The sequence below is a fragment of the Streptomyces hilarionis genome (assembly GCF_024539675.1).
Taxonomy (GTDB): Bacteria; Actinomycetota; Actinomycetes; order Streptomycetales; family Streptomycetaceae; genus Streptomyces; species Streptomyces hilarionis.
Genome location: NZ_JAHHIT010000188.1, coordinates 1 through 16,620, shown reverse-complemented (window position 1 = coordinate 16,620; position 16,620 = coordinate 1). Strand labels below are relative to the sequence as shown.

General features: G+C 73.0%; 15 protein-coding genes. 13 read left to right on the top strand and 2 right to left on the bottom strand.

Going from position 1 to position 16,620, the window contains the following annotated elements:
- On the bottom strand, positions 1–603 hold a 603-nt coding region (locus KMS84_RS33415; protein ID WP_256920269.1), incomplete at its 3' end, for a rhomboid family intramembrane serine protease.
- 182 nt (positions 604–785) lie between these two features.
- On the opposite strand from KMS84_RS33415, the gene KMS84_RS33410 reads away from it, so the two are divergent.
- The 7 genes from KMS84_RS33410 to KMS84_RS33380 all read left to right on the top strand — a co-directional run bounded on the left by KMS84_RS33410 (position 786) and on the right by KMS84_RS33380 (position 9,125).
- Positions 786–1,025, top strand: a complete 240-nt coding sequence (locus KMS84_RS33410; RefSeq protein WP_095756136.1) for a hypothetical protein — start codon at positions 786–788, stop codon at positions 1,023–1,025.
- A gap of 70 nt (positions 1,026–1,095) precedes the next feature.
- Positions 1,096–2,439, top strand: a complete 1,344-nt coding sequence (locus KMS84_RS33405; RefSeq protein ID WP_256920268.1) for an NYN domain-containing protein — start codon at positions 1,096–1,098, stop codon at positions 2,437–2,439.
- Positions 2,440–2,651: 212 nt separating this feature from the next.
- Positions 2,652–3,692 carry a C40 family peptidase gene (locus KMS84_RS33400; RefSeq protein ID WP_256920267.1) on the top strand — a complete coding sequence of 347 codons (1,041 nt, stop codon included), beginning with the start codon at positions 2,652–2,654 and terminating at the stop codon, positions 3,690–3,692.
- A 221-nt stretch (positions 3,693–3,913) separates the two neighbouring features.
- The gene (locus KMS84_RS33395) at positions 3,914–4,936 is read left to right on the top strand and encodes a C40 family peptidase (protein WP_256920266.1); all 1,023 of its coding nucleotides are present in this window, start codon (positions 3,914–3,916) and stop codon (positions 4,934–4,936) included.
- Positions 4,937–4,976: 40 nt separating this feature from the next.
- Positions 4,977–6,179 carry a hypothetical protein gene (locus KMS84_RS33390; protein ID WP_256920265.1) on the top strand — a complete coding sequence of 401 codons (1,203 nt, stop codon included), beginning with the start codon at positions 4,977–4,979 and terminating at the stop codon, positions 6,177–6,179.
- Between the two features lie 112 nt (positions 6,180–6,291).
- Positions 6,292–7,434: a glycosyltransferase family 4 protein gene (locus tag KMS84_RS33385; protein WP_256920264.1), complete on the top strand. Its 1,143-nt coding sequence runs from the start codon at positions 6,292–6,294 to the stop codon at positions 7,432–7,434.
- Between the two features lie 53 nt (positions 7,435–7,487).
- Positions 7,488–9,125 (top strand): GMC oxidoreductase, encoded by a 1,638-nt coding sequence (locus tag KMS84_RS33380; RefSeq protein ID WP_498066955.1) that lies wholly within the window; start codon positions 7,488–7,490, stop codon positions 9,123–9,125.
- Positions 9,126–9,153: 28 nt separating this feature from the next.
- Here the strand turns inward: KMS84_RS33380 and KMS84_RS33375 are convergent, their stop codons facing one another.
- Positions 9,154–10,950 carry an AMP-dependent synthetase/ligase gene (locus tag KMS84_RS33375; RefSeq protein ID WP_256920263.1) on the bottom strand — a complete coding sequence of 599 codons (1,797 nt, stop codon included), beginning with the start codon at positions 10,948–10,950 and terminating at the stop codon, positions 9,154–9,156.
- A gap of 365 nt (positions 10,951–11,315) precedes the next feature.
- Here KMS84_RS33375 and KMS84_RS33370 point away from each other — a divergent pair, with 365 nt between their 5' ends.
- From KMS84_RS33370 to KMS84_RS33345, 6 genes are all read left to right on the top strand, one after another.
- Positions 11,316–12,071: a metallophosphoesterase family protein gene (locus KMS84_RS33370; RefSeq protein WP_256920270.1), complete on the top strand. Its 756-nt coding sequence runs from the start codon at positions 11,316–11,318 to the stop codon at positions 12,069–12,071.
- Positions 12,072–12,151: 80 nt separating this feature from the next.
- Positions 12,152–12,595: an SRPBCC family protein gene (locus KMS84_RS33365; protein WP_256920262.1), complete on the top strand. Its 444-nt coding sequence runs from the start codon at positions 12,152–12,154 to the stop codon at positions 12,593–12,595.
- Between the two features lie 142 nt (positions 12,596–12,737).
- Positions 12,738–13,904, top strand: a complete 1,167-nt coding sequence (locus tag KMS84_RS33360; protein ID WP_256920261.1) for an ArsA family ATPase — start codon at positions 12,738–12,740, stop codon at positions 13,902–13,904.
- 81 nt (positions 13,905–13,985) lie between these two features.
- On the top strand, positions 13,986–14,489 hold the full coding sequence (locus KMS84_RS33355) for a DUF5304 domain-containing protein (RefSeq protein ID WP_256920260.1): 504 nt from the start codon (positions 13,986–13,988) through the stop codon (positions 14,487–14,489).
- A 67-nt stretch (positions 14,490–14,556) separates the two neighbouring features.
- On the top strand, positions 14,557–15,510 hold the full coding sequence (locus tag KMS84_RS33350; protein WP_256920259.1) for an ROK family glucokinase: 954 nt from the start codon (positions 14,557–14,559) through the stop codon (positions 15,508–15,510).
- Between the two features lie 148 nt (positions 15,511–15,658).
- Positions 15,659–16,444, top strand: coding sequence for an endonuclease/exonuclease/phosphatase family protein (locus KMS84_RS33345; protein WP_256920258.1), 786 nt, complete (start codon positions 15,659–15,661; stop codon positions 16,442–16,444).
- Positions 16,445–16,620 lie beyond the last annotated feature (176 nt).

Here is a 16,620-nt window from a genome sequence, read left to right as displayed (position 1 = left end):
GCCCTGCGTGGCCCGCCCCGCCCCCACCCATTGCAGGGCCGCCCAGAAGGGCAGCACGACCCAGGCGGGGAACCTCAGCGGCAGGAAGAACAGGAACGGCAGGAGACTGGTCACCCGGGCCCGGGGAAACAGGTACAGGAACGCTCCGAGCACCGCCGAGATCGCGCCCGAGGCGCCCACCAGGGACTGCGACGACCCGGCGTTGGCCGCCGCGTAGCCCAGCAGGGCCAGGTATCCGCAGCCGGTGTAGAAGAGCGTGAACTCCACGCGGCCCATCCGGCGCTCGGTCATCGCCCCGAAGACGTGGAGGAACAGCATGTTGCCGAGCAGATGCACCCAGCTGCCGTGCACGAAGAGGGCGGTGAGCGGGCTCAGCACGGCGCCCGGAGCGCCGTCGAAGAACTCGGCGGGCACCACGCCCCAGCGCCGGAAGTAGGCGCGCTGCGCGGCGGGCAGCGCGTCCCCGGCGCCGTACGCCGGATTGAGGCCCGAGGCGGGACCGATCACGAAGATCAGACAGCACAGGGCGATCAAGCCGTGGGTCACCGGCGCCGAGGAGGCGCGGAGCGCCCTGCGGACCGACCCGTTCCAGTTGCTGATCATGGCTACAAAGCATGACGTAACGGGACGTACTCTCCTGGGCCGCCTCGCCGCCGGACGGCCCCCGTGGACGGACGGGCGGCGAGTACCCGCCAGGCCGTAGGGTTACGAGCCACACGCACGGGGGAGCCTCCGGCCCGACCCCGGCGCCAGAAGCGGGACACTAGAAGGAGCGGAAAGTCACGATGACGGTTCCCCTGCCGACCGCCACGACACGGTGGCGCTGCACGCTCTGCGGCAACCTCACGCGGTTCGACGTGACGCGCTCGTCGAAGGTCGTCGAGTACGTGCACCTCGACCTCGCCGGTGAGCCGAAGGTCGAGGAGCGCGACGTGGTCAGTGAGACCATCGAGTCGGTGCGGTGTCGCTGGTGCAACGCCGTGGACCAGGTGGAACTCGTGGATCGGCCGGGCGCCGGTTCCTGACGGTGGGGTCCCCCCGCTCGAGCGACGTCGAGAGCGGGGGAGGGCCCGCACGGATATTGGGGTGTGACGGATGGTGGAGAGCGCAGGCGGGGGGCCGGGCGACGGCGCCGCCGAGATGCTCGACCGTCCGCTGCCGGACGGCGTGCGGCGCAGGGTCGTCACGATCGTCTCCGACGGCTTCGGCGGGCTGACGGTCGGCGAACTGCCCGCGCAGTTGCGCCAGTACGCCCGGTTCGCCCCCAACCGACGGGCCAAGTTCGCGGGGAACGCGATGGCGGCCGCGCTGGAGACCGATCCGCTCTTCCGGCAGCGCATCGCCGAGAAGTACAGAGAGGCCCAGCCGGAGCTGTCCGGCGCCCTCGACTCCGGCTCGCCGACCCCGGCCGCGGACCCGCTCGACGTGGCGGCCGCGGCCTACGTGCTGCGGCCCGCCGGCTGGGTGAAGCTGGTCACCGCGGCCGGCGAGGAGGCCCAGCGGGCGGACGCGGAGCGGGCCGACGAGGAGAGCCGGGCGGAACTGGAACGGCTGCGCGCGGAGCTGGACCGGGCCCGGGAGCAGACCCGCACGGACACCGAGCGGCTGCGCGCCGAGCTCGACGCGGCGAAGAAGGAGACCGAGTCGCTGCACCGCAAGCTGCGCTCGGCCCTCAGCGACGTCAAGCGGGGCGAGGCCGCGCTGCGCAAGGTGCAGGGCGAGATGGAGACCCTGCGCGCCGAGGGGCACGCCCAGGTGTCCGCCGCCGAGAGCGAGACCCGGCGGCTGAAGTCGCGGCTGGGCGAGGCGGAGGCCGCCCTGGAGGCCACCCGGCGGGCGGCGCGCGAGGGGCGCAGCGTGGAGGACATGCGGGTGCGGCTGCTGCTGGACACCGTGCTGGACGCGGCCCAGGGGCTGCGCCGGGAACTGGCGCTGCCGCCGGTGTCGGTGCGGCCCGCGGAGACCGTCGACGCGGTGGAGCCGGGCCGGATGACCCCGAAGGACATCGCCGCCCGCGCCCTGTCGGAGCACGATCCGGCCATTCTCGACCAGTTGCTCGCGTTGCCGCAGGCGCATCTCGTGGTCGACGGCTACAACGTCACCAAGACCGGCTATCCGCAGATGCCGTTGGAGAAGCAGCGGTTGCGGCTGCTCGGGCAGCTCTCGCAGCTCGCCGCGCAGACCGGCGCCGAGGTCACCTGTGTCTTCGACGGGGCCGAACTGGCGGCTCCGGTGCTGCTCGCGCCGCCGCGCGGGGTGCGGGTGCTGTTCTCCAAGCCGGGCGTCACGGCCGACGAGCTGATCCGTCAGCTGGTGCGGGCCGAGCCGTCGGGTCGTCCGGTCATCGTGGCCTCGACCGACCGGGAGGTGGCCGACGGGGTCGCCAAGGTGGGAGCCCGACCGGTGGCTTCCGCGGTACTTCTGAAGCGCCTGTCCTGAAGGTCGACGTTCGCAGGTTTAATGACCGAATTGACGCAATCATCACGCAACGTAGTGTCAATCGCGCATCACTGCTCGTGAGTTGAGTGAAAAAACTGCGTTGCGTGAGGGGTTTTTTTCTCTGGAGGATTTGAACTGATCACGGCGAGGTCACTAAGGTCAGGCCTCGAACCTCCACACGGGTGATCACTCAAAAGAAGGAGCCCGTCTCCGTGGCGTCCCACCGTCGACCGAAGCAGCCCAGTCGCGCACGCGTGACCGTGCTGACCACCGCAGCCGCCGCTGCCGTCGTGCTGAGCTCCCAGGCCGCCAACGCGGCGCCCAGCGAGAAGCTCACCAAGGACGAGGTCAAGAGCAAGGTCGACAAGCTCTACGAAGAGGCGGAGCAGGCCACCGAGACGTACAACGGGGCCCAGGAGAAGCAGGAGAAGCTCCAGAAGGAGATCTCCACCATCCAGGACAACGTGGCGCGGGGGCAGGCGGATCTCAACGAGCTGCGCGACTCCATGGGTCTGGCGGCCGCCGCCCAGTACCGCACCGGGTCCATAGACTCCTCCTTGCAGCTCCTTCTCTCCTCGAACCCGGACGACTTCCTGGACAAGGCCTCGGCCGCCGACCAGTTGAGCGCCCAGCAGGTCGAGGCGCTCAAGAAGATCCAGGAGAAGCAGCGCGAACTCGCCCAGCAGCGGGCCGAGGCCTCCGGCAAGCTCAAGGACCTCGCCACCACCCGCACCGAGCTGGGCAAGAAGAAGAAGGAAGTCCAGGGCAAGCTCGCCGAGGCGCGCAAGCTCCTCAACACGCTGACGGCCAAGGAGAAGGCGGCCCTCGCCGCCGCCGACACCCGCGCCAGCCGCGACGCCGGTCAGCGCGTCGACCTCGGCGACGCCCCCACCGGCTCCGGCCGGGCCATGGCCGCCTTCCAGGCCGCGCAGAGCCAGCTCGGCAAGCCGTACCACTACGGCTCCACCGGCACCGCCATGTACGACTGCTCGGGCCTCACCTCCTGGGCCTACGGGCAGGCCGGCGTCGGCATCCCTCGGACGTCCGAGGCACAGGCCAACTACGGCACGCGCATCTACTCGCAGAGCGACCTCAAGGTCGGCGACCTGGTGTTCTTCTTCAACGACCTGCACCACGTCGGTCTGTACGCGGGCAACGGCCAGATCATCCACGCGCCGCGCACCGGGACCGTCGTGCGCTACGAGTCGATGGGCACCATCGGCGGCCCGTTCATGTTCGGCGTCCGGGTCTGACCCACGCCGGACCGGGGTCCGATCACCTTCAAGATCAGGACACCATGCCGCCCGAACGGGCGAATCATGACGACGAGGAGTGACCCCACGCCCCGCCGGTGACCTGCGTCAGCGGCGGGGCGTCACTGTGCGTGCCCACCGAGGTCTTTGGCCGACCCCCACCGGCGGGGCTACTGTCTGCCGCGTTTCCCTGTCCACCGGTGGAAGGAGCGCGGCTTCCCGTGGGGTCCCATCGCCGCCTTGCACAGTCCGGGTTCGACCGGGGCGCCTGCGCCCTGAGCGTGCTGTCCGTCGCGGCCGCCGCCCTCGGCGCCGTGTCCGCCGTACCGGCCACGGCCGCCCCGCACGACGGCACCCGTGCCGAGGTGGACCGCCTCTACGAGGAGGCCGAGAAGGCCACCGAGGCCTACAACAAGGCCGACGAACGTTCCGGCGCCCTGCGCCGGCAGCTCGGCGACGCCCAGGACCGGGTCGCCCGGCAGCAGGAGCGTGTCAACGACCTGCGTGAGGAGCTCGGTTCGCTGGCCGGGGCCCAGTACCGCTCGGGCGGCCTCGACCCCTCCCTCGCGCTGCTGTTCTCCGACGACCCGGAGGAGTACCTCGCCAAGGCGTCCGTCCTGGACCGCATCACCGCCCACCAGGCCGGTGAACTGAGGGAACTGCAGGGCGCCCTGCGCGAGCTGCACCAGGAGCGCTCGGAGGCCGGCCACCGGCTCGCGGAGCTGGAGAAGAGCCGCGAGGCCGTGGCCGGCCACAAGCGGACCGTGGAGCGCAAGCTCGCCCGGGCCAGGCAGCTGCTGGCCTCCCTGCCGTCCGGGGAACGCGCCGCCTACGACCGCGCCTCGCGCTCCGGGCGCGAGGACCTGCCCGGCCTCTCGGGCGGCGCGGTCCCGGCGTCCGGCCGTGCGGCCGCCGCGCTGGCCGCCGTCCGCTCGGCGCTCGGCAAGCCGTACGTCTGGGGCGCCAACGGGCCCTCCGGCTTCGACTGTTCGGGACTCATGCAGTGGTCGTACGCGCAGGCCGGCGTCGCGCTGCCGCGCACCTCGCAGGCCCAGGCGCACGCCGGCCGGCGCGTTCCGCTCTCCCAGGCCCGGCCCGGCGACATCGTCACCTACCGCTCCGACGCCAGCCATGTCGGCATGTACGTCGGCAACGGACAGGTCATCCACGCCCCCTATCCGGGCGCGCCGGTGCGCTACGACCCGGTCGGGATGATGCCGGTGTCGTCCGTCACCAGGCCCTGACCCCCGGCCCCTGCGGCGCGGCCGCCGTACGATCGGGTGGATGAGTGGTCGATGGCGGGTGCGCGGATACCGGGCCGTGGGGGCCTGGCCGGTGGTCGTCACGCTCCTCGCCGCCCTGGTCGCCTGCGGCGGCCGGCCCGCGACGGACGGCGCGCGGGCCGAGGTGCAGCGGCTGCTGGACCGCAGGGCCGCCGCGGTCCTCCACCACGACGCGCGCGCCTACGCGGCCACCGGCGACGCCGCCGGGTTCGCCGCGGTGCGGGCGGTCCCGCTCGCGGCCTGGTCCTACCGGGTGACGACGCTGCGGCGCGGCGGGGACACCGCCACCGCGGACGCCGAGCTGAGCTACCGGGTAGCGGACTACGACCGCGCCCCGGTCGTCGTGAAGCGCACCGTGCGCCTGGCGCGGGGCGCGGGCGGGCGGTGGTCGGTGACGTCGGAGAAGCCCGCGAAGGAGACCGGCCAGCAGTTGTGGGACCAGGGCGCGGTGAACGCCGTGCGCGGGGCGCACAGCCTGGTGCTGGGGGTCGGGCAGTCCGGCGAACGGCTGCGGTCCTTCGCCGAACTGGCCGACGACGCCGTCCCGGCCGTGTCGGCGGCCTGGGGCACGGCCTGGGCGGGCCACGTCGTCGTCCTGGTGCCGAAGTCGCTGGCGGGCATGGCGGGGCTGCTCGGCTCGCCCGCCGCCGCCTACCGGGGGATCGCCGCGGTGACGACGGGGGAGACGGGCGGCCGGGCGAAGGCGCCCGCGGACCGGGTCATCGTCAACCCCGACGCGTACGGCATGCTCGGCCGGGTCGGCCGGCAGGTGGTCCTCACCCACGAGACGACGCATGTCGCCACCCGCGCCCACACCGGCGCCGCCACCCCGCTCTGGCTGTCCGAGGGGTACGCCGACTGGGTCGGCTACCGCGGCACCGGGCGCACCCCGCCCGAGGTCGCGCCGGAGCTACAGCACTCCGTCATGACGGGGAGCGTCCCGGCCGTGCTGCCCGCCGACGGCGACTTCGCGTTCTCCGGCGACGCGAGCCGGCTGGCCGAGGCGTACGAGGGCGGCTGGCTGGCCTGCCGGATGATCGCCGAACGCTGGGGCGAGGAGCGGCTCGACGCGTTCTACCGGGCCGTCGGGGAGCACGAGGAGCGGGCGGGGGCCGTGGAGGGCGCGCTGAAGGACGTCCTGCACACCTCGCTCCCGCGGTTCACGGGGGACTGGCAGGACTACCTCAGGGCCCGCCTCGGCTGAGCGGCCACGACCGCCCGCCGGAGCCCTCCCGGTCCGCGCCTCCCGTCCGCGCCGCCCTCGTGCGGCGTTGCCGGGCGCGGCCGTGCGGGGCGTTTGGATAGGGTCGGTCGCGATGCACAAGACCCTCATCGTGACGAACGACTTCCCGCCCCGCCCGGGCGGGATCCAGGCGTTCCTGCACAACATGGCGCTGCGGCTCGACCCGGACCGGCTCGTCGTCTACGCGTCCACCTGGAAGCGTTCCCGGGAGGGCGTCGAGGCGACCGCCGCCTTCGACGCGGAGCAGCCCTTCACCGTCGTCCGCGACGCCACGACGATGCTGCTGCCGACGCCCGCGGCGACCCGCCGGGCGACCGGACTGCTGCGCGAGCACGGATGCACGTCGGTGTGGTTCGGGGCGGCGGCGCCGCTGGCCCTGATGGCCCCGGCGCTGCGCAGGGCCGGCGCCGAGCGGCTGGTGGCCACCACCCACGGGCACGAGGCCGGGTGGGCGCAGCTGCCCGCCGCCCGCCGGCTGTTGCGCCGGATCGGCGAGAGCACGGACACGATCACCTACCTCGGCGAGTACACCCGCTCGCGGATCGCGACGGCGCTGAGCGCCGAGGCGGCGGGCCGGATGGTGCAGCTGCCGCCGGGCGTCGACGAGAAGACCTTCCACCCCGGCTCGGGCGGCGACGAGGTGCGGGCGCGGCTCGGGCTGACCGACCGGCCGGTGGTCGTGTGCGTCTCGCGGCTGGTCCCGCGCAAGGGGCAGGACACGCTGATCGCGGCCATGCCCCGGATCCTGGCGGCCGAGCCGGACGCGGTGCTGCTGATCGTCGGGGGCGGCCCGTACGAGAAGGACCTGCGTGCTCTCGCGCGCGAGCGCGGGGTCGCGGCCTCCGTGCGCTTCACCGGGGCGGTGCCCTGGTCCCAGCTGCCCGCCCACTACGGCGCCGGGGACGTCTTCGCCATGCCGTGCCGGACGCGGCGCGGCGGACTCGACGTCGAGGGGCTCGGGATCGTGTATCTGGAGGCGTCGGCGACCGGGCTGCCGGTGGTCGCCGGGGACTCCGGAGGCGCGCCAGACGCCGTGCTGGACGGCGAGACGGGGTGGGTCGTGCGCGGTGGCTCCCCGGCGGACGCCGCCGAGCGGATCGTCGCCCTCCTCGGGGACGCGGAGCTGCGCCGACGGATGGGGGAGCGGGGCCGGCTCTGGGTCGAGGAGAAGTGGCGCTGGGACCTGCTCGCGGAGCGGTTGAGAACATTGCTCTAGACTTTTCTCCCTTTGCTCTAGGCGGAGGGCGAAAATCCGCTGATGCTGCGCACATGACAGCCAAACTGATGCAGCGTCAGCTGACGAGACGTCAAATCCTTGGTATGGCCGCCCTCCAGACGGCGGCCACTCTCGGCTTCACCCGCGTGGGCATCCAGTCGGCCCACGCGGCCGAGCCCGCCGCGGTCGAGTCCGCCCCCGCGATCGTGGTCGGCTCCGGTTACGGCGCCGCCGTCGCCGCCCTGCGCCTCGGCCAGGCCGGCGTCCGCACCCTCGTCCTGGAGATGGGCCGGCTGTGGAACACCGCGGGCCCCGACGGCAAGGTCTTCTGCAACACCGCCTCCCCCGACCAGCGTTCCATGTGGTTCCGCACCCGCACCGAGGCGCCGTTGGCCACCTTCCTGTGGCTGGACCTCGTCAACAAGGACATCGGCCGCTACCCGGGCGTCCTGGACCGGGTGCACTTCGACGCCATGTCCGTCTTCGTGGGCCGGGGGGTCGGCGGCGGCTCCCTGGTCAACGGCTCGATGGCGGTCACCCCGCAACCGGCCTACTTCGCCGAGCAGTTCCCCACCGTCGACGCGACGGAGATGTACGCGACGTACTACCCGCGCGCCCGCGCCATGCTCGGCGTCAACAGCGTCGACCCCGCCTGGTTCGAGTCGACCGAGTGGTACCGGTTCACCCGCGTCTCCCGCAAGCACGCGCAGAACACCGGCCTGAGGACCACCTTCGTGCCGAGCGTCTACGACTTCGACTACATGCAGCGCGAGGCGGCCGGCACCGCCGTCAGGTCGGCCCTCGGGCAGGAGGTCATCTACGGCAACAACCACGGCAAGAAGAGCCTCGACAAGACGTATCTGGCGGCGGCGCTCGGCACCGGCAACGTCACGATCCACACCATGGAGAAGGTGCGCGGCATCAGCCGGGCCGCCGACGGGACGTACGTCCTGACGGCCGACCGCATCGACGACACGGGCCAGGTCGTCGAGACCAAGCAGTACGGCTGCACCTCCCTCTTCCTCGGCGGCGGCAGCCTCGGGACCAGCGAACTCCTGGTCCGGGCCCGGGAGACCGGCACGCTGCCCGCGCTGAACGCCAGTGTGGGGGCGGGCTGGGGGCCCAACGGCAACGTGATGCTGGGGCGCGCCAACCACCTGTGGGACACCGTCGGCGCCAACCAGTCGACCATGCCGGTCATGGGCATCGACGACTGGGCCAACACCGCCAACCCCGTCTTCGCGGAGATCGCGCCGCTGCCCATGGGGCTGGAGCACTGGGTCAGCCTCTACCTGGCCATCACCAAGAACCCGCAGCGCGCCGCGTTCACCTACGACGCCGCCACGGGCGGGGTGAAGCTGGGCTGGAGCGCCGCGCAGAGCGCCGTCTCGGCGGGCATGGCGAAGAAGCTCTTCGACCGCATCAACGCGGCCAACGCCACCATCTACCGCTACGACCTGTTCGGCTCCGGCAACAAGGTCTTCGCCGACGACTTCACGTACCACCCGCTCGGCGGCTGCGTGCTGGGGAAGGCCACCGACGACTACGGCCGGGTGAAGGGCTATTCCCGGCTGTACGTCACCGACGGCTCGCTGGTCCCCGGCAACATCGGGGTGAACCCGTTCGTCACCATCACCGCGCTCGCCGAACGCACGATGGCGCGGGTCCTCGCGGAGGACCTCGCGCCATGACGTGCCGTCAGCAGGCCTTCAGGGGCCGCTACTTGGCGTAGATCGCCTCGATCTCGCCCGCGTAGTCCCTCGCCACCACGTTGCGCTTGAGCTTCAGCGACGGCGTGAGGTGGCCCGAGTCCTCCGTGAACTGGGAGGAGAGAATGCGGAACTTCCGCACCGATTCCGCCTTCGAGACCGCGGCGTTGCCGTCGTCGATCGCCGACTGGATGGCAGCCTGGAGGTCGGCGTCCTCGCGCAGCGACGCCGCGGTCGAACCCGCCGGCTTGCCGTGGTCGGAAGCCCAACGGTCCAGGAACTCCTCGTCGATGGTGACCAGCGCGCCCACGAACGGCCGCCCGTCGCCCACCACCATGCACTCCGCGACCAGCGCGTGCGCGCGGATGCGGTCCTCGATCACGGCCGGGGCGACGTTCTTGCCGCCGGCCGTGACGATGATCTCCTTCTTGCGGCCGGTGATCCTGAGGTAGCCGTCCTCGTCGAGGGTGCCGATGTCGCCGGTGTGGAACCAGCCGTCGGCCAGCGCCTCCGCGGTCGCGCCCGGGTTGTTCCAGTACTCCTTGAAGAGGTGCTCGCCGTGCAGCAGCACTTCCCCGTCGTCCGCGATGCGCACGACCGAGCCGGGCAGCGGCTGGCCGACCGTGCCGATCTTCTGCCGGTCCCACGGGTTGAAGGCGGTCGCGGCGCAGGACTCCGTCAGGCCGTAGCCCTCCAGGACGGTGAAGCCGATGCCGCGGAAGAAGTGACCGAGGCGCTCGCCCAGCGGGGCGCCGCCGGAGATCGCGTACTCGCCCCGGCCGCCGAGCACCGCGCGCAGCTTGCTGTAGACCAGCCGGTCGAACACCTTGTGCTTGATCCTCAGCTTCAGCGGCGGGCCGCCCGGCAGCTCCAGCGCCTTGCTGTACGCGATGGCGGTGTCCGCCGCCTTGTCGAAGATCGCGCCCTTGCCGTCCGCCTGCGCCTTGGCGCGCGCCGAGTTGTAGACCTTCTCGAAGACCCGCGGCACGCCCAGGATCAGCGTCGGGCGGAAGGACGCCAGTTCGTCGGTGAGGTTCTTGATGTCCGGGACCGTGCCGAGCTTGATCGGCGCCATCATCGGGGCGATCTGCACCAGTCGGCCGAACACGTGCGCGAGGGGCAGGAACAGCAGGACGCTGCACTCGCCGGTGCGGAACAGCGGACGCAGCCGCTCCACGACGTTGCCGCACTCGGCGAAGAAGCTGCGGTGGGTGAGCACGCAGCCCTTGGGGCGGCCGGTCGTGCCCGAGGTGTACACGATGGTCGCCGGATCGTCGGCCCTGGCCTGCGAGCTGCGCTCCTCGACGACCAGGTCCGAGACGTCCCGGCCGAGTCGCCCGAGCTCCTCGACACCGCCCGCCTCGATCTGCCAGACGTGCTTGAGCGCGGGCAGCGACTCGCGCACCGACTCCACGGCCGCCGTGTGGGCGTCCAGCTCGACGACGACGGCCGTCGCGCCGGAGTCCGCGAGGATCCACTGCACCTGCTCGGGGGAGCTGGTCTCGTAGACGGGAACGGTGACCGCGCCCGCGCACCAGATCGCGAAGTCGAGCAGCGTCCACTCGTAGCGGGTGCGCGACATCAGGCCCACCCGGTCGCCGGGCTGGACGCCGGAGGCGATGAGGCCCTTGGCGGCCGCGTGCACCTCGGCGAGGAACGCCGTGGCCGTCACGTCCTGCCAGGCGCCGCCGACCTTGCGGGCGATGACGGCGACGTCGGGATGCTGCGCGGCGTTTCTGCGGACGATGTCGGTCAGATTGCCGTCCGCAGGGACCTCGTACAAAGCCGGAAGGCTGAACTCGCGCAAGACTGCTGCTCCTCATAGGGCGCCGGCGCCACGACGTTGTGCGATGCGACGGTGCGGTCCAAGGCTCGGGCTGCGCTCAGGAATCTCGGCGGACCCCGTGGATCCGGTGAATCTCGGTGGTTGAAATCCTGAGCACGACTGGACTGCCCGGACGTTACCCGCCGGTATGGCCTCTTCGACAGGGGGGCCCGGCAGATGTTCGCTGCGTCACACAGATTGGTGTCTTCCGGCCGACATTAGTCCACCGCTTTACTGACTGGCCAGTAACCGGTATCCCGGCCGCCACTGTTCACGTATGCCCCACACGCCTACCCTTGATCGACATGGCATCCACACCGCCCGCAAACCGCAGGACACGCGTCCACGTGGTCAGTGACGTGCACGGCAACGCGCGCGACCTGGCCCGGGCCGGCGACGGCGCGGACGCGCTGATCTGCCTGGGCGACCTCGTCCTGTTCCTGGACTACGCCGACCACTCGCGCGGGATCTTCCCCGACCTGTTCGGCGCGGAGAACGCCGACCGCCTCGTCGAACTGCGCACCGCCCGCCGCTTCGAGGAGGCCCGCGAACTCGGCGCCCGGCTGTGGAGCGGCGTCGGCGGCGACCGGGCCGCGCTCATCGAGCAGGCGGTCCGCAAGCAGTACGGCGAGATGTTCCCCGCGTTCCCCACGCCCACCTACGCCACGTACGGCAACGTCGACATCCCCCGGCTGTGGCCCGAGTTCGCCGGCCCCGGCACGACCGTCCTCGACGGCGAGCGGGTGGAGATCGGCGGCCGCGTCTTCGGCTTCGTGGGCGGCGGTCTGCGCACCCCGATGCGCACCCCGTACGAGATCGGCGACGAGGAGTACGCGGCCAAGATCGAGGCCGTCGGCGAGGTCGACGTGCTGTGCACCCACATCCCGCCGGAGGTGCCGGAGCTCGTCTACGACACCGTGGCCCGCCGCTTCGAACGCGGCAGTCGCGCCCTGCTGGACGCGATCCGCCGCACCCGGCCCCGCTACTCCCTCTTCGGCCACGTCCACCAGCCGCTCGCCCGCCGGATGCGGATCGGGGCGACCGAGTGCGTCAACGTGGGCCACTTCGCGGCCGCCGGCCGGCCGTATGCCCTGGAGTGGTGAAATCACCCGACCGACCGCGCGGTAGCCTTCACGCTGCACACACGTACCCTTACGGGCCCGCATCCGGAGGAGCCACGGCGATGGCGGAACACACCAGCTCGAGCATCACGATCGAGGCGGCACCGGCCGACGTCATGGCGGTGATCGCCGACTTCGCCCGCTACCCGGACTGGACCGGCGAGGTGAAGCAGGCAGAGGTCCTCAAGGAGGACGCGCAGGGCCGCGCCGAACAGGTGCGCCTGGTCATGGACGCGGGCGCGATCAAGGACGACCAGGTCCTCGGCTACACCTGGACCGGCGAGCACGAGGTCTCCTGGACGCTGGTGAAGTCCCAGATGCTCCGCCAGCTCGACGGCTCCTACCTCCTCACGCCGGCCGGCGCGGGCGGCACCCAGGTCACCTACCGGCTGACCGTGGACGTCAAGATCCCCATGCTGGGCATGATCAAGCGCAAGGCCGAGAAGGTCATCATCGACCGGGCGCTGGCGGGCCTGAAGAAGCGCGTGGAGTCGGGCGAGAAGTAGGGCCGGGGCGGCGGGCGCGGCCCGGGCCCGCCTGTCGGATCCTGCCGGGGGCCGCGGGTCCGGCACCCGCCGTCGCAGCTCCGAGCGGCCCGGCCCGGGACGAATGCCCTGGGCGGCGCCCCGACCGGTAGCGTTCCCCCTCATGCGCACCCTCCTGATCACCGGCCCCGGCGGCAGCGGCCGTACGACAGTCGCGGCCGCCACGGCCCAGCGCGCGGCGGCGGAGGGCGTCCGCACCCTCCTCCTCGGTGCCGACCGCACCGACACCCTCGGCGCGGCCCTCGGGGTGCGCACCGGGCCGACCCCGGTGACCGTCGCCCCGCGCCTCACCGCCTGGCGCCCCGACGCCGACGCCGGATTCCGCGACGACCTCGCCGGATTCCAGGACCGGGCCGCCACCGTCCTCGACCTGCTCGGCGCCTCCCGGCTCGACCCGGAGGAGGTCACCCCCCTGCCCGGCGCCGAGGAGCTGACCGTGCTGCGCGCCCTGCGCGACGCCGCCCTCGCCGAGGCGCACGACCTCCTCGTGGTCGACCTCCCGCCCGCCCCGCAGGCCCTCGCCCTGCTGGCACTCCCGGAAGAATTGCGCCGCTACCTGCGCCGGCTGCTCCCGCCCGAACGCCAGGCGGCCCGCGCGCTGCGCCCCATGCTCGGCCGGCTCGCCGGCGTCCCCATGCCCGCCGAGTGGCTCTACGAGACGACGGCCCGCTGGGACACCGAGCTCGCCGCCGTCGAGGCCGTCCTTGCCGACCGGGGCACCTGCGTACGGCTCGTCGCCGAACCCGGACCGGCCGGCGCCGACGCGATCCGCGACGCCCGCCTGGGCCTCGCCCTGCGCGCCCTGCCCGTCGAGTCGCTCGTCGCCAACCGGGTCCTGCCCGAGGACTCCGCCGACGACGGCCGGCTCGGCCGGCTGGTCACCCAGCAGCGCAAGACGCTGGAGGAATGGGGGGCGGCGGCCCGTCCCGTCGCCCACCTCGGCCACGACCCGCGCGGCGCCGACGACCTCGCCGCGCTCGCCGCCCCCGCCGTCAACCCGGCGGGCTCCCCGGTCGAGTGGCCCGTCGCCGACCGGCTCGCGTCGGACGGCGTCCTCGTCTGGCACATCCCGCTGCCCGGCGCCGTGCGCGACGAACTCGACCTCATCCGGCGCGGCGACGAACTCGTCGTCACCGCCGGTCCGTTCCGCCGCATCGTCGCGCTGCCCTCCGTGCTGCGCCGCTGCACCGTCGACGGCGCCGCCCTGCGCGACGGCGAGCTGTGCGTGCGCTTCGCTCCGGATCCCGCCCTGTGGCCGCGGACCCGGTGAACGACGTACCGCCGTTCGGGTAACGTCGTAAGGACGGGCCGCGGCCAGGCCTCGTCAACCCGCAGTCGTCAGGAGTCCGCCATGAGCGAAGAGCGCCCCACGCCCGACGCCGCCGGGGAGCCCACCGGCGCCGGGACCGCCGACGAGGAACCGCGCGTGAGCGACGCCGACGCCTGGGCCACCGCCGCCGCCGAGGACCTCGCGGCGGAGAAGGCCCGCCGCCGCGCCGAGCACGGTCCGCAGCCGGGCTCGGCCGCCGAGGAACTGCGCAAGCTCGTCGACGCCGTCAGCGACAAGCTGTCGTCCATCCAGTCGCCGCTGCTCGGAGCGGTCGCGGGGCCCGCCGCCCAGCAGGCCGTCCGGCAGGTCGTCCAGCAGGCCAGAGCCGCCGTGGAGCCCGTGATCGAGCGCAACCCGGACGTCTTCGACCACCTGGCGGCCGCCGGGACCGAGCTCCTCGCCGCCTACCGCTCCGCGGTCCAGACCCAGGAGCGGCGCTGGACCGCGGGAGCCGACGACCCGCGCGACACCGGCCCCGAGGGCGGCGACGGCACCGGTCCCGGCCAGCGCATCGACTTGGACTGAAGCCCTCCCGGGGCAGGGCCTCGGGTACGGTTGGCCGTAGCGGGGCTCGACCGAAACTGAGGGATTCATGGGACTCACCATCGGCGTCGACATCGGCGGCACGAAGATCGCGGCCGGCGTGGTCGATGAGGAAGGCAGCATCCTGTCGACCCACCAGGTGCCGACCCCTGGCACGCCCGAGGCCATCGTGGACGCCATCGCCGCCGCCGTCGACGGCGCGCGCGTGGGCCACGACATCGTCGGTGTGGGCATCGGCGCCGCCGGCTACGTCAACCGCCAGCGCTCGACGGTCTACTTCGCGCCCAACATCGACTGGCGCCAGGAGCCGCTGAAGGACGAGGTCGAGGCCCGGGTCGGGCTGCCGGTCGTCGTGGAGAACGACGCCAACGCCGCCGCCTGGGGCGAGTACAAGTTCGGCGCCGGCAAGGGCCACCGCAACGTCATCTGCATCACCCTCGGCACCGGCCTCGGCGGCGGCATCATCATCGGCAACAAGCTGCGCCGCGGTCACTTCGGCGTCGCCGCCGAGTTCGGCCACATCCGCATGGTGCCGGACGGCCTGCTGTGCGGCTGCGGCTCGCAGGGCTGCTGGGAGCAGTACGCCTCCGGCCGCGCCCTGGTGCGCTACGCCAAGCAGCGCGCCAACGCCACCCCGGAGAACGCCGAGATCCTGCTCGGCCTCGGCGACGGCAGCCCGGACGGCATCGAGGGCAAGCACATCTCCATGGCCGCCCGCCAGGGCGACCCGGTCGCCGTCGACTCCTACCGTGAGCTGGCCCGCTGGGCCGGCGCGGGCCTGGCCGACCTCGCGTCCCTGTTCGACCCGTCGGCCTTCATCGTCGGCGGCGGCCTCTCCGACGAGGGCGAACTGGTCCTCGACCCGATCCGCAAGTCCTACAAGCGGTGGCTGGTCGGCGGCAACTGGCGTCCGGTGGCCGACGTCATCGCGGCCCAGCTGGGCAACAAGGCGGGTCTGGTCGGCGCGGCGGACCTGGCGAGAGAGCCCGACCCGATCATGTAGGCGCACCGGTCGTCGTGCCGGGCGTTCCGGACCGCCGCAGGGGCGGCCCGGTCGTCGCCCGGCGCGTGACAGCGGTGTCACGGGGGCTGCTCGCAGCCCCCGTTCGCGTTCACGGACGTACCGGGCACGGCGGCGTATCTTGATCGCTATGCCGACGACCTCGCCGCTTCCGAACTCCCGGACCGAGCCCGACGGTTCGGCCGTCATCCGGGTCCTCAGCTACAACGTCCGCTCCCTGCGCGACGACACCGACGCCCTCGCCCGGGTCATCACCGCCTGCGCCCCCGACCTGGTCCTCCTCCAGGAGTCGCCGATCTTCTTCCGCTGGCGCAAGAAGCTGGCCCGGCTCGCCGCCGACACCGGCCAGGTGATCCTCACCGGCGGCGGCACGGCCGCCGGGCCCGCCCTCCTGTGCTCGCTGCGCGCCACCGTCGAACGCACCGAGGACGTGCTGCTGCCGCTGACCCCGGGGCAGTTCCGGCGCGGCCTGGCGACCGCGGTGGTCCGCTTCGGGGGCGCCCGGCTCGGCGTCGTCAGCTGTCACCTCGGGCTGACGGCGGCCGAACGCGACGCGCAGGGCGGCATGCTCCTCGACCGGCTGGCCGGCCTGGGCGTGGAACACGCGATCGCGGGCGGCGACCTCAACGAGCGGCCCGACGGGCGCACCTTCGCCCGGCTGGCCGAGGCCCTCCAGGACTGCCGCACGGCCGCGCCCTGGGGGAGCGAGCCCACGTTCCCCGCCCACGGGCCGGACCGCCGCATCGACGCGATCTTCGCCACCCGCGGCGTGCGGGTGCTGGGCTGCGGGGTGCCCCACGGGCTGCCCGGGGTCGTCGACGCCGATCTGCGCGCGGCCACGGACCACCTCCCGGTCCTCGCCGCCCTCGAAGTCCCCGCCGCCGCCCCGGCGCCGACGCCGGCCGGGGCGCGCTGAGGGCCTTCCTCCCCGATCGGGTCGCCGGGATCAGCCGCTCGGCGCCCCGGTCACCCGCGGCGGACGCGGCCCCCGGCGATATCCGAAGGACGGGCCCTGGGGCGTGTTTCGAAAGTAGCGTCGTCCGCCCGGAGGGCGGGCCCGGCGGCGTCTGGTGCGTGCGATCGCAAGGCGGA